General features: G+C 45.5%; 14 protein-coding genes and 2 tRNA genes. 13 read left to right on the top strand and 3 right to left on the bottom strand.

From position 1 onward, the window contains the following. Window positions 1-526: 526 nt before the first annotated feature. Window positions 527-613, bottom strand: a tRNA-Leu gene (locus ABFQ95_04910). Window positions 614-780: 167 nt separating this feature from the next. Between ABFQ95_04910 and ABFQ95_04905 the strand changes: the two genes are divergently transcribed. From ABFQ95_04905 to ABFQ95_04895, 3 genes are read left to right on the top strand one after another with little or no spacing between them, the layout of a single operon-like run. Then, on the top strand, window positions 781-1,359 hold the full coding sequence (locus ABFQ95_04905; protein MEN8236863.1) for a YqaA family protein: 579 nt from the start codon (window positions 781-783) through the stop codon (window positions 1,357-1,359). A gap of 20 nt (window positions 1,360-1,379) precedes the next feature. Further along, window positions 1,380-1,865 (top strand): disulfide bond formation protein B, encoded by a 486-nt coding sequence (locus tag ABFQ95_04900; GenBank protein ID MEN8236862.1) that lies wholly within the window; start codon window positions 1,380-1,382, stop codon window positions 1,863-1,865. Further along, window positions 1,862-2,434 (top strand): demethoxyubiquinone hydroxylase family protein, encoded by a 573-nt coding sequence (locus tag ABFQ95_04895; GenBank protein MEN8236861.1) that lies wholly within the window; start codon window positions 1,862-1,864, stop codon window positions 2,432-2,434. Before ABFQ95_04900 ends, ABFQ95_04895 begins: the two co-directional genes overlap by 4 nt. On the opposite strand, the gene ABFQ95_04890 is transcribed toward ABFQ95_04895, so the two are convergent. Beyond that, complete coding sequence (locus tag ABFQ95_04890) at window positions 2,431-2,982, bottom strand: cell cycle transcriptional regulator TrcR (GenBank protein MEN8236860.1); 552 nt, start codon at window positions 2,980-2,982, stop codon at window positions 2,431-2,433. The genes ABFQ95_04895 and ABFQ95_04890 overlap by 4 nt on opposite strands. A gap of 222 nt (window positions 2,983-3,204) precedes the next feature. Between ABFQ95_04890 and rbfA the strand changes: the two genes are divergently transcribed. From rbfA to ABFQ95_04860, 6 genes are all read left to right on the top strand, one after another. Beyond that, window positions 3,205-3,588 carry a 30S ribosome-binding factor RbfA gene (gene rbfA / locus ABFQ95_04885; protein ID MEN8236859.1) on the top strand — a complete coding sequence of 128 codons (384 nt, stop codon included), beginning with the start codon at window positions 3,205-3,207 and terminating at the stop codon, window positions 3,586-3,588. Next, window positions 3,569-4,498: a tRNA pseudouridine(55) synthase TruB gene (gene truB / locus ABFQ95_04880; protein MEN8236858.1), complete on the top strand. Its 930-nt coding sequence runs from the start codon at window positions 3,569-3,571 to the stop codon at window positions 4,496-4,498. Before rbfA ends, truB begins: the two co-directional genes overlap by 20 nt. 6 nt (window positions 4,499-4,504) lie before the next feature. Next, the gene (rpsO, locus tag ABFQ95_04875; GenBank protein ID MEN8236857.1) at window positions 4,505-4,774 is read left to right on the top strand and encodes a 30S ribosomal protein S15; all 270 of its coding nucleotides are present in this window, start codon (window positions 4,505-4,507) and stop codon (window positions 4,772-4,774) included. Between the two features lie 91 nt (window positions 4,775-4,865). After that, entirely contained in the window at window positions 4,866-6,998 is a 2,133-nt protein-coding gene (gene pnp / locus ABFQ95_04870; GenBank protein MEN8236856.1) for a polyribonucleotide nucleotidyltransferase, read from the top strand. A gap of 33 nt (window positions 6,999-7,031) precedes the next feature. Continuing rightward, window positions 7,032-8,429, top strand: a complete 1,398-nt coding sequence (locus ABFQ95_04865; protein MEN8236855.1) for a nitronate monooxygenase — start codon at window positions 7,032-7,034, stop codon at window positions 8,427-8,429. A 160-nt stretch (window positions 8,430-8,589) separates the two neighbouring features. Continuing rightward, window positions 8,590-9,129 carry a peroxiredoxin gene (locus tag ABFQ95_04860; protein MEN8236854.1) on the top strand — a complete coding sequence of 180 codons (540 nt, stop codon included), beginning with the start codon at window positions 8,590-8,592 and terminating at the stop codon, window positions 9,127-9,129. Window positions 9,130-9,184: 55 nt separating this feature from the next. Here the strand turns inward: ABFQ95_04860 and fumC are convergent, their stop codons facing one another. Further along, on the bottom strand, window positions 9,185-10,582 hold the full coding sequence (gene fumC / locus ABFQ95_04855; GenBank protein ID MEN8236853.1) for a class II fumarate hydratase: 1,398 nt from the start codon (window positions 10,580-10,582) through the stop codon (window positions 9,185-9,187). A gap of 180 nt (window positions 10,583-10,762) precedes the next feature. Here fumC and ABFQ95_04850 point away from each other — a divergent pair, with 180 nt between their 5' ends. The 4 genes from ABFQ95_04850 (at window position 10,763) to ABFQ95_04835 (ending at window position 12,032) form a co-directional block, all read left to right on the top strand. Further along, window positions 10,763-11,236: a nucleoside deaminase gene (locus ABFQ95_04850; GenBank protein MEN8236852.1), complete on the top strand. Its 474-nt coding sequence runs from the start codon at window positions 10,763-10,765 to the stop codon at window positions 11,234-11,236. 1 nt (window position 11,237) lies between these two features. Continuing rightward, a complete protein-coding gene (locus ABFQ95_04845; protein ID MEN8236851.1) occupies window positions 11,238-11,681 on the top strand; it encodes a M15 family metallopeptidase in 444 nt (147 codons plus the stop codon). Then, window positions 11,638-11,928, top strand: coding sequence for a M15 family metallopeptidase (locus ABFQ95_04840; protein MEN8236850.1), 291 nt, complete (start codon window positions 11,638-11,640; stop codon window positions 11,926-11,928). Before ABFQ95_04845 ends, ABFQ95_04840 begins: the two co-directional genes overlap by 44 nt. 27 nt (window positions 11,929-11,955) lie before the next feature. Next, window positions 11,956-12,032: transfer RNA gene (locus ABFQ95_04835), tRNA-Arg, on the top strand. The last annotated feature ends 307 nt before the right edge of the window (window positions 12,033-12,339 follow it).

The following is a 12,339-nucleotide window of genomic DNA, read 5'->3' as shown; positions in this document are numbered from 1 at the left end:
ATAAAACTAAAAATCATTTTATAAAAATATTCAAAGGAATGCAAGTTGTGCTGCGGTTGCTCCAACAGCCAGCTAAAAACATACGATTAACTCGGACAACAGGTGATATATAAAATTAGATCAGAAAATTATTTTAAAAAACCACACCTAAAATAGCTATAAAAAACGTTCTGAGATTTAATCACAAAAACATCAGCAAATCATAACGGTTTACGATTTCACCCCTACGTCCCAAATAAATGGCTACACAACAATTCAGTTACGGTAATTGCTCAATCGGATATTCATCAAGTCCAGTCTTTGAGCGCTTTTTATCGATCTCTATAAAAAATGAAAAGCCTTTTGCTCTGCAAACGAAAAAAGTCTCGGGCTCCGGTTGAGAAATTACGTTTGACGCACACCTCACTCCTTTCTAACTTCGGTGCCTTCTTCTAGGATTTCAATCAAAATCTCACCATTTGCTGACAATTGACTTTTGAAGCCTTACTATAAAAAATCACAACCTCTATCAAACTCTTTATTTTATTGGTGCCCCCAGGGAGACTCGAACTCCCACGTCCTTGCGAACAACAGATTTTGAATCTGCCGCGTCTACCAATTCCGCCACAGGGGCACACTCCCATAAACTAGCGTAATATCTAGCTACACATCAACAGTATTTTGAAAAAATCTCGAATTCTAACGGATAAAACCCATAAATATTTGCATACAAGCTCCCTCCATGGTAAACCCCGATCATGGACAATCAATTTTGATAACTTCTTACAAAAGCCATAGGAAATGCTACAAAAAACCTACAGTACAATGATGAGTTATGCAGCCACACCCAAGGCAACTTGGTGGCTCTCTCTCATTGCATTTGCTGAAAGCTCTATCTTTCCACTGCCCCCTGATCCACTTCTGATCGCTATTATTCTAAACAGGCGCGAATCCGCTTGGGCCTTGGCAACGCTCTGCACACTTTCTTCTGTCGTCGGCGGACTGCTGGGCTATGCTATTGGATATGCGCTTTATGAAACCGTTGGACAAGCCATTGCTCAGACTTATGGCATGGAGCAAAAACTTGTAGGCCTGCAAACCCAATTCCAACAATGGGGTTTTTGGATTGTCACGCTCAAGGGATTCACTCCTATCCCTTATAAAATCGTTACCATCGCGAGTGGTTTGGCTGGCCTTAATCTTGGGACATTTATCTGCGCCTCTTTACTAGCACGAGGTATGCGATTTTTTCTAGTTGCTGGACTTCTCTGGCGTTGGGGGCCCGACATTAGAGACTTTATCGAACAATGGCTTGGCTGGTTAACGGGACTGACCTTGCTTGGATTGATCGCAGGCTTTATAATCTTAAGATACATATAAATTCTACGAGGCCAGAGCACATGACACAACGGTATATCCTCTTTCTAATCTTTCTCGGGTGTGTATTTGCTCTAGCCGGTGCTTGGATTGCACAAACCTTCTTTGGCATCCAGCCATGCACACTGTGCCTGTACCAAAGATATATCTACTGGGCAATTTTAGTCGTTGCAGCTGTTGCAGCACTCTTCAAATATCCTGGAATGCACCGCTTTGCCCTTGGAGTTACCTGTCTTTTGTTGCTGGCTGAACTAGGAGTTGCCCTATATCAAGTCGCTGTAGAACTACACTGGACACCGCTACCGGCAGTGTGTAAAGCCCCCTCTCTTTCAGGCCAAACCATCGATGAACTACGTCAACAACTCACAAGCCAACCCCACGTTGCCTGTGACCAAGTCCAATGGAAACTATTTGGTATTTCAATGGCTGGCTATAATAGTCTGCATTCTATGGCCTTACTACTGATTGCTATCTTTGGTCTAGCGTTTGCAAGAAAGCAAAAACAATGACCCAAGGCCTACCGCACTTAGATAAAGGTAAAAGACAATTTACCACACAAAGCAAAACACAAACAGCAGAGATACACCGTATGATTCGTGTGAATCAAGCTGGAGAGTTTGGAGCCAAGCGTATTTACGAAGGTCAGTTGTCCGTTCTTGGAAACACACCTGAAACTCCCATACTACAGCATATGCTTGACCAAGAATTGGATCACCTTAAACAATTCGATGCCATGATGATCTCGCATCGAGTACGTCCAACCGCGTTAACCCCTATTTGGCGCGCTGCGGGTTTTGCCCTGGGCGCTGCAACAGCACGAATAAGTAAAGAATCAGCTATGGCCTGTACTGCCGCAGTTGAAGAAGTGATCGACCAACATTACGCATCCCAGGAACAAAAACTCGGCACTGAGCAGCCAGAGCTTAAACAGCTAATCAGTAAGTGCCGCCAAGAAGAGCGTGAGCATAAAGAACTCAGTCTTGAGCACGGCGCAAAGCAAGCCCCAGCGTATCCACTTTTACACCGATCAATCAAGGCCGCAACCCGCGTTGCTATCTGGCTCTCTTCGAGAATTTAAGAAGGTTTTGGGTGTGACTTTGCATAGGCAACCGCCTCATCAAGCTCTTTTTGTGAACAAAGACCGAGATCGACAGGATTTTTAGCGCGAATATTGGCAGAGTTCCAGTGGCTGCGTTCACGAATCGCTCGAATAGTCGGACTGGTTGTTCCAAGCAAACGACAAATTTGAGAGTCATTCATCTCACCATGGTGCTTTAAAAGCCAGGCAATAGCGTTGGGCTTATCTTGACGTTTGGTAACTGGCGTGTAACGCCCACCTTCACGTTTTTTCACGGCTATACCGGGCTTAGGGGCTAGGGATTCAAGCTGAGCCGTAGGATCTGCGCTACAACGCTCAATTTCTTCCCAAGACAATTGTTCATTTGCAATGGGATCAAAGGGTGCCATAGAGGCAGAGAGCTCGGCATCGGCAATGGCTTGCACTTCTAGCAGATGAAGCTCGCAAAACTTTGCAATCTGCTCAAAGGTCAGGCTCGTGTTTTCCACCAACCAAGTGGCAGTTGCTTTTGGCATTAAAGGACCAGTCATTCCATCACCTTTTATCATGATTCTGTACACCTAACATTCAACCACATTTTTCCCAAAAACGGTAGTGTGTTCATCCATCAAGGAGTACAAAAATAAATATTGAAAATTCCCCTCACTAGAACCATATTATAACTTGTAAGGTAACCATTCTGTCTGCACCGGCCGTAATGACGATCGGAGTGAGCTGAACAGTTACCCTTGTCAAGGACTTACAAAAATAATAGGATTTTGTTTTAAAATATGTCTAAAAAAGGACCAAACACCCAACCCACGCAGCGCCAACGTCAAGTCAGCGAAGAAGTACGTCATATTCTCTCTTCGCTTTTGCAACAAGGACTGTGGCAGGAAGAAGCTTTGCAGGATTGCTCGATCACCATCAGCGAAGTCCGTATGAGTATCGACTTGAAGCACGCATTTGCCTTTGTCACGCCGCTTGGCGGTCAAAATACATCTGAAGTTGTTAGCGCATTAAATCGCTGTGCTCCCCAATTGCGCCACCAACTTGGAAAATCTTTACGGCTGCGCGGAGTCCCTGCACTCCGTTTTGAACACGATCAATCTTTTGAGACAGCAAACCACATTGAAAATTTACTGCGATCTCCTCATGTGGCTCAGGATCTGTGATACTCGTTTAATGCATGGTTGGCTAAACATTGATAAACCCGAGGGAATGACCTCACACCAGGTTGTTGCCAGATTGCGTAACATCTTGAGAATTCGCAAAATTGGTCACGCTGGCACTTTAGATCCTCTAGCCTCCGGTGTCTTACCCATCGCAATTGGTGAAGCCACCAAAACAGTGCCGTTTATGATGGATCAAGCAAAAACGTACCGCTTTGAGATCAAGTGGGGCATGCAAACTTCAACAGACGACCGTGAAGGAGAGATCATAGCCACATCTTCTGTCAGACCCTCCCCAAAACAGATTCAGGCCATTCTCAAAGATTTTACGGGAACATTCGAGCAAATACCTCCACGTTATAGCGCTATTAAAATTAAGGGCAAGCCAGCTTACGCGTACGCACGTGCCGGAAAAGATGTTGAGCTTAAATCAAGACAAGTGCATATCGACAATTTACTGCTTTTAGACAGCCAAAATGAAGAACAATCCTCCTTCGAAGTACACTGTCATAAAGGAACCTATGTCCGCAGCCTCGCCAGAGATATGGCGATCCGCCTTGGCACGGTTGGGCACGTAACATCTCTTAGAAGGACCCAGGTAGGAAATTTTCACGAGAGCAGTGCGATTTTACTGGAAAATTGGAGTGATTTAGGGCATAAAGAAGTTATCGTAGAGCAGTTGTACCCACTTGATATTGTGCTGGACGACATCCTAGCTATCAAAATATCTTCAAGTGATCAACATAAGCTCATGCACGGACAAGCCGTGCAATCAGTCGCCACCACACGGCAAAGTAGACACAAAGACCTTGTGCTTTGCGTCACTCCTCAAGGGGTTCCTGTGGCTCTTGCAACGCTGATCGATGAATGGATCCGCCCCACGCGGGTTTTTAACATAGTCACAGAAAGGTAGAAAACGATGTCGATAACAGCAGAACGTAAGCAGAAACTGATTAAAGATTTTAGTCGTGGAGCTCAAGATACAGGGTCTCCAGAAGTACAAGTGGCGGTCCTTACTGAACGCATTAACAATCTGACCGAACACATGAAGCAGCATGCAAAAGACTTTCACTGCCGCCGTGGTTTGATCATCCTTGTTAACCGACGCCGTAGTCTCTTGGACTACCTTGCTCGCAAGAATTATACCCGCTACCAAGAAGTCATTAAAGAACTTGGCTTGCGCCGCTAGAAAGTATGAAGTTATATCCTGATTGTGCACTGAGTTTTGTATCTGCAGTCCACTAACACTGTATCTAGAATAGAAAAGGTTTTTAAAAATTATGTTTCAAATACACCGCAAAGAAATAGAATGGGGAGGGCGCACGCTCACTCTTGAGACAGGCAGAATCGCCCGCCAAGCTGATGCCGCTGTTTTGATCTCGTACGGGGATACCAAGATATTGTGTACGGTCGTTGCCGATAAAAAGCCAAAACCTGGTTTGGATTTTTTTCCGCTCACTGTTCATTACCAGGAAAAAATGTATGCCGCAGGTAGAATCCCCGGGGGCTACATCAAAAGAGAAGGGCGGCCTAGCGAAAAAGATATTCTTACCTCAAGACTCATCGACCGGCCAATTCGTCCTTTGTTTGATGATAACTTTCGTAATGAAACCCAGGTGTTATGTTCCGTCTTGAGTCACGATATAGATCATGAGCCTGACGTTGTAGCACTTGTGGGAGCCGCAGCAGCTTTATCGATTGCTGGACTACCCTTCCATGGTCCCTTAGGAGCAGCAAGAGTTGGATATGTGGATGGACAATTTGTCTTGAACCCAACCTCTGAGCAACTGGAGACCTCAAAACTGGATCTTACGGTTGCTGGAACCGGCGATGGCGTCTTAATGGTCGAATCTGAAGCTCATGAGCTTTCAGAACAGCAAATGCTAGAGGCCGTGATGTTTGGTCACCAACAATTTCAACCGGTCATCGAAGCTGTTGGTAGCCTTGCTAAAGAGGTGGGTAATCCGGCATGGGAAGTACCACAACCAGCGCCAGAAGCAGAAACGGTATTTGACAAAGTCAAATCTATCGTCGAGGTCGACCTTAGAAAGGCCTATAAGGAAACAGAGAAGACAACTCGCCGTGCAGCGATTGATCAACTCAAAGAAAAAGCCGTCGAAGCACTCATAGCAGAAGATGAAGCTCATGAAAATTTCATTGGTGATGCTTTCAAAAAACTCGAAAAGCAGATTGTCCGTGGCGACATTCTTGATTCTGGAAAACGCATCGATGGAAGAGATACGAAAGCCGTGCGCCAGATCGTCTGCGAAGCAGGATTGCTCTCTCGTGTTCACGGAAGTGCTTTATTTACCCGCGGGGAAACCCAAGCGCTTGTGGTGACAACCTTGGGAACAGGGCAAGATGAACAGCTCATCGAAGAGCTCTCCGGTGAGCGACGTGAGCATTTTATGCTGCACTATAATTTTCCATCTTACTCTGTTGGGGAAACGGGTCGTGTAGGCCCTCCAGGCCGACGTGAAATTGGCCATGGTAAACTCGCCTGGCGTGCCTTGCATCCTATTGTCCCAACCAAAGAAGAGTTCCCTTACACAGTCCGCATTGTCTCTGAGATTACAGAATCGAACGGATCATCATCGATGGCAACGGTGTGCGGAGGCTCTCTTGCCCTCATGGATGCAGGAGTTCCCCTTGCAAGGCCTGTATCAGGTATCGCCATGGGATTGATTAAGGAGGGCGAAAAGTTTGCAGTTCTTTCTGACATCTTAGGCGACGAGGATCACCTTGGCGATATGGACTTTAAGGTTGCAGGAACCGAAAATGGAATTACATCGCTGCAAATGGACATCAAAGTCAAAGGTATTACCCAGGAAATTATGGATGTCGCTTTAAAGCAAGCAAAAGACGGGCGGTTACATATCCTAAATGAAATGAGCAAAGCCTTAGGCCAAGCACGCGATGATGTCAGTGAACATGCTCCACGCATGGTCACCATCCATGTTCCCAAGGACAAAATTGGTGCCATTATCGGGCCAGGCGGCAAGATGATTCGCGAAATTGTTGAGACATCTGGTGCTAAGATTGATATCGATGATGAAGGCCATGTCACAATCTCGGCCGTCAATGAAGAATCCATAAACATTGCCAAAAGCCGAATTGTCGAGCTGACTGCTGAACCTGAAATCGGTATCATTTACCAGGGTAAAGTCGTAAAAATCATGGATTTTGGTGCTTTTGTAAATTTCATGAGCGATCGAGATGGTTTAGTCCATATAAGTGAGATCAGTCAAGAACGGATTGAATCAGTCGAATCAGTTGTAAAAACAGGTCAACAAGTTTATGTTAAGGTGGTTGGTTTTGACCCTCGAGGAAAAATCAAACTCAGTATGAAAGATGTTGACCAGGCGACCGGGAAATCTATCTCATCTTCTGAACAGCCTAGTGTGCAAGCTTAAAAACTGTGACCGTAAAAGCGAGTTAAATAGATCGTGTCCCTTTTAAAAACACTCAAGATGTCTGGCGAAGAGGTCCTTCCTCTTGTTGAGGGAGGCAAGGGCATCGCTATTTCCAATGGTGAAAGCGCAGGTGCTTGGGCAGCTGCTGGAGGAGTTGGAACTTTCTCAGCTGTCAATGCTGACACCTATGACGAAAATGGGAATGTGATCCCTATGCTATATCACAGTCGCACTCGAAGTGAGCGACACCGCGAATTGATTGAGTATTCCATCAAAGGTGGAATCACCCAGGCACAAATCGCCCATGAAACAGCTGGAGGCCAAGGACGCCTGCACATGAATGTGTTGTGGGAAATGGCTGCGGTAGAAGAAATCCTGCACGGAGTTTTAGAAAAAGCTAAAGACATTGTGCATGGAATTACCTGTGGTGCAGGGATGCCCTATCGCGTTGCAGAAATTGCTGCAAAATATAATCTACACTATTATCCAATTGTCTCTTCAGCTCGCGCATTTCGGGTATTGTGGAAACGAGCTTACAATAAATTCTCGGAGTTGCTGGGTGGAGTTGTCTATGAGGATCCCTGGAGAGCCGGGGGCCACAATGGTATCAGCAATAGCGATGACCCCTTAACTCCAGAAGACCCCCTGCCCCGCGTTCGCAGTCTTAGAGAGATTATGAATAGCTTTGGCCTGCACAATGTGCCCATTATCATGGCTGGCGGCGTGTGGTACTTGCGAGACTGGACAGACTGGATTAATAACAGGGAATTGGGACCAATCGCCTTTCAATTTGGCTCTCGTCCGCTTTTAACTCAGGAAAGCCCTATTTCCGACGCTTGGAAAGCTAAGCTTCTAACGCTGAAAAAAGGAGATATTTCCCTCAATCGCCATAGTCCTACGGGCTTTTATTCCTCAGCTGTGAACAATGTATTCTTGCAAGAACTTGATGAACGCAAAGACCGTCAGATCTCGTATCAAACAAAACAGACAAGCGATTTTACGGAAGCTCTTCCCATAGGACCCCGACAGAGAATTGTTTATGTGAGCAAGAAGGATCACGCGCGTGCAACACAATGGATCACACAAGGATTCACTCAAGCCATGCGCACCCCTGATCACACATTGATTTTTGTAACTCCCGAAGACGAGCAAGAAATTCACAAAGACCAGGTTGACTGTATGGGATGTCTTAGTGCCTGTTTATTTAGCAATTGGTCTCAAGAAGAAGGCGGAACCACGGGCCGCAAAGCCGACCCCCGTTCGTTTTGCATTCAAAAGACCTTGCAAGCTATCGGCCATGATGGTGATGTCAATACTCAACTGATGTTTGCCGGACACGGCGCTTATGAATTTGGCCAGGACCCTTTCTATGCCAATGGCTTTATTCCCACAGTCAAGCAATTGGTTGAGCGCTTGCAAACTGGGGATTAGTTTTCTATGATGATGATGTTGATAAGATGTACCCGTGCTGAGTCAAAATGTTGATTTTATGGCAGTGAAAAGCGCGCAGTTTACTTTAGGTGAATGAGCACTTTGAACACACCAGAAAATCGACCTGTTGATTCAACTTCACTGTAAAAGGAGAATTACTATGCTGACCATTGGAGATCGTTTCCCCGCCTTTAAAATGACTGGAGTTGTTTCAAACAATATCCAAGATGCTTTTCAAGAAATCACCGACCGAACAGATTCTGGATCTTGGAAGGTTTTTTTCTTTTATCCAAAAGATTTTACCTTCATTTGCCCTACTGAAATTTCTGACTTCAACAATCTAAACGGTGAGTTTACCAACCGCAATGCCAAAGTCTATGGTGTTAGTACGGACTCTGAGTTTGTACATCTAGCCTGGCGCAACGATCATAAGGATCTGAGCAACCTTCAATATCCATTGCTATCGGACATCCGACGTGATCTTTCTACTGCTCTTGGCATTTTGCAACAGAAAGAAGGGGTGTGTTTGCGGGCCACATATATCGTTGATCCAGAAGGTGTGATTCGTCATGTTTCTGTTAATGACCTCAACGTTGGTCGTAACCCCAAAGAGATCCTGCGTACTCTAGATGCCCTACAAACAGGTGGGTTGACAGCCTGTAACTGGCAAAAAGGCGATGCACCACTGAAGGTGGCTTAATAGTCGGTGGTCAGTAGGTGGGTCAGTGATTGGAACTAGATACTGAATAACCCAGCTACTCTTCAAGTGGTCCAATCATTTTTTCTGGTTTCACCCACGTCAAGAATTCCTGCTCTGAAACAAAGCCAAGATTTTCGGCTGCCTGCCTTAAGGTCAGATTCTCGGCATATGCTTTTTTGGCAATTGTAGCAGCTTTGTCATAACCAATACGTGGGTTTAGAGCTGTAACCAGCATTAAAGATTCATGCAGCAGCTGCTGAATCCGCTGTTCATCGGCTTCAATGCCTTTCACACACCTATCGGTAAAACTTGTAATCCCATCACTCAACAGGGTGATCGACTGTAAAATATTATAGATGATCACCGGCTTAAAGACATTCAATTCAAGATGCCCTGAAGCCCCTGCAATGGAAACAGTCGTGTGATTGCCCATCACTTGAGCAGCAATCATTGTCAAGGCTTCAGCTTGGGTTGGGTTAATCTTACCCGGCATTATAGAAGACCCTGGCTCATTGGCAGGCAATTTTAGCTCTCCCAATCCACATCTAGGTCCTGATCCTAACAAACGCAGATCACTTGCAATTTTCATCACCGCAACTGCTAGCACATTCAAGGTCCCAGAAAGCTCAACCAGTGTGTCATGGGCAGCCAACTCTGCAAATTTGTTTTCAGCAGTGATAAAAGGGAGCCCCGTGATGGCTGCAACTTCTGCGGCAAAACGACGCGGGAATTCCTTGTGAGTGTTGAGACCCGTTCCAACTGCCGTCCCGCCTTGAGCAAGTTGATAAAGGCGCGGTAACACCGCTTGAATTCGCTGAGTACATTGCTGGATTTGCGCTACGTATCCTGAAAACTCTTGCCCCAAAGTCAAAGGTGTTGCATCCTGCAAATGAGTCCTGCCAATCTTGACAACATTTTGAAACTCTTGTTGCTTGCGCCATAACGCCTGATGCATGTTTTCAAGGGCTGGTAATAACTGATGTGTAACCTGCTCAACAGCTGCAATGTGCATAACGGTGGGAAAGGTATCGTTGGACGACTGTCCACGATTGACGTGATCATTAGGGTGCACAGGGGAATTTGCCCCCAACTCACCCCCCAGCAATTCATTTGCCCGATTAGCGATCACTTCATTGGCGTTCATGTTGGTTTGTGTACCCGATCCTGTTTGCCAAATTTTCAATGGGAATTGCTCAAAAAGCTTTCCCTGGATGATTTCATTAGCTGCCTGGACAATTGCCTGACCATGCTTTGGATCCAAAATTTTTAGAGACATATTGACTGTAGCACTGGCTCGTTTTTGGATTCCCAATGCACGAATCAAAGATTCGGGCATGCGCTCTGTGCCAATATTAAAATTTTTGAGACTGCGTTGAGTTTGCGCTCCCCAATATTGATCGGTTGGTACTTCAATCGGACCAAGGGTATCGTATTCTGTGCGTGTGTTTGTCATCATTTTCTTGTAGACTAGGCCCCAATTATAATTATTGTTAAAGAATATACCCGTGATGAATCAAAATGTTGAGTTTTGTGATAACGAATAGCGCGCAGTTTACAACTGTAAATTAACACTTTGAGTGTACCAGAAAACCAATAGTTTGATTCAGCTTTAGTATAGCATAGAAAAGAAAAGATGAACAAACCCCTGATGACCCAACCTAAAGAAGATTTTATGTCGGCCGCACTTGTGCAGGCTGAGCTTGCAGCACACCGGGGAGAGATTCCCGTTGGTGCAGTGATTGTTTGTACAGATCAAGTCGTCAGTGCTTTTGGTAACGAAATCCTCGAACAACACGATCCAACGGCTCACGCCGAAATACTTGCCATACGCAAAGCGGCACAGAAGATGAATATGGTCAGACTAACCGAGTGCGATCTTTATGTAACGCTGGAGCCTTGCCCTATGTGCGCCCAAGCCATTAGCCTTGCTCGTATCCGCCGACTTTATTTTGGTGCTTATGATCCCAAAGGCGGAGGAGTTGACCACGGTCCGCAAATCTTTAATCATAAGACCTGTCACCACAAACCTGAAGTGGTGGGCGGAATCCAGGAAAAAGAATGTGCAGCCATATTGCAAACTTTTTTTGAGTCTCGACGTATATACTGAAATGGATAGGCTACCAGAAGGTTTTTCCTACCTCGAAACTCATGACGCTTCCATTTTGCAAGAAATCCGCTATGCCGGTTATCACAATTTTGTGGGGTGCCCAATTGATGGTTATGAAGCAAATCGTTGTGTTGTCAGCAATGCCTTGGGCCAAGCGCTTGCAAATGTTCAAGCAGAGCTAAAGACGCAACAGCTATCGCTTAAAGTCTATGAAGCCTACCGCCCGCTCCGAGCTGGCGCTCATTTCATGCGCTGGTCGCTTGACCCCGGTGACCAAACTATGAAAACAGAGTTTTACCCAGATATTGAAAAAAACACACTGTTTGCGCAAGGATATGTGGCCCTGCGTTCGCAGCACACCCGAGGGTGTGCTGTTGATCTGACGTTGGTTTCCTGTTCCTGTGCCGCAACAAGATCAATACCAACCAGGCCATTCTGTAATTGACGGCCGTCTGCCCAAAGGGCAGCGCTTTAACGACAACAGCATAGAAATGGGCACTGGCTTTGATTGCCTCGATGAAAAGGCACACACAAATAATTTTAATATCAGTGCAGAAGCCAAAAACAATCGAGCTTTTCTGGTCAGTCTTATGTCCAGTCATGGTTTTGACAACTATTCAAAAGAGTGGTGGCATTTCGCTTTACGGCAAGAACCCTTCCCAGAGACGTATTTTGATTTTCCCATTCGCTGATGGCTTTGCTATACTTCCTTCTATCGGGCGCCCGTAGCTCAGCAGGATAGAGCACAGGATTCCTAATCCTGGGGTCGTGGGTTCGAATCCCGCCGGGCGCACCAATAAAATCAAGGGTTTTGGAGGTTGGTGCTAATTCTATTTTTGAGTCCGGAAGCATATAGTAAGCAGTGCACTTGAAGATTTTGCTCTGGCAAAATCAATCGTGAATAGTAGTCTGCGCCACTCCTTATTTTCTAAAATCGATGAGCTTTCATCGAGCCCCACATGCAATAAATTGCAGGAGTAGCAAGAAAACAGTTGCCTCTTCTCGGGACTGGGTTAGTCGTATTCCCTAAAGTGTCTTGGATTTTAATAAAAACTTAACTAGATTGTACTCCTGTCAACCAAAAAGGAGTAAGAAAATGCTTT

This window comes from Pseudomonadota bacterium, assembly GCA_039714795.1.
Lineage (GTDB): Bacteria > Pseudomonadota > Alphaproteobacteria > JAGOMX01 > JAGOMX01 > JBDLIP01.
Note: the sequence above shows the minus strand (reverse complement) of the source record. Positions and strands in the feature narration are given on the sequence as shown.

Bases quoted from the DNA above. Each gene is read 5' to 3' on its own strand.
- ABFQ95_04905 (MEN8236863.1), top strand. From the start codon at position 781: ATGCTACAAAAAACCTACAGTACAATGATGAGTTATGCAGCCACACCC.
- ABFQ95_04900 (MEN8236862.1), top strand. From the start codon at position 1,380: ATGACACAACGGTATATCCTCTTTCTAATCTTTCTCGGGTGTGTATTT.
- ABFQ95_04895 (MEN8236861.1), top strand. From the start codon at position 1,862: ATGACCCAAGGCCTACCGCACTTAGATAAAGGTAAAAGACAATTTACC.
- ABFQ95_04890 (MEN8236860.1), bottom strand. From the start codon at position 2,982: ATGATAAAAGGTGATGGAATGACTGGTCCTTTAATGCCAAAAGCAACT.
- rbfA (MEN8236859.1), top strand. From the start codon at position 3,205: ATGTCTAAAAAAGGACCAAACACCCAACCCACGCAGCGCCAACGTCAA.
- truB (MEN8236858.1), top strand. From the start codon at position 3,569: ATGTGGCTCAGGATCTGTGATACTCGTTTAATGCATGGTTGGCTAAAC.
- rpsO (MEN8236857.1), top strand. From the start codon at position 4,505: ATGTCGATAACAGCAGAACGTAAGCAGAAACTGATTAAAGATTTTAGT.
- pnp (MEN8236856.1), top strand. From the start codon at position 4,866: ATGTTTCAAATACACCGCAAAGAAATAGAATGGGGAGGGCGCACGCTC.
- ABFQ95_04860 (MEN8236854.1), top strand. From the start codon at position 8,590: ATGCTGACCATTGGAGATCGTTTCCCCGCCTTTAAAATGACTGGAGTT.
- fumC (MEN8236853.1), bottom strand. From the start codon at position 10,582: ATGACAAACACACGCACAGAATACGATACCCTTGGTCCGATTGAAGTA.
- ABFQ95_04850 (MEN8236852.1), top strand. From the start codon at position 10,763: ATGAACAAACCCCTGATGACCCAACCTAAAGAAGATTTTATGTCGGCC.
- ABFQ95_04845 (MEN8236851.1), top strand. From the start codon at position 11,238: ATGGATAGGCTACCAGAAGGTTTTTCCTACCTCGAAACTCATGACGCT.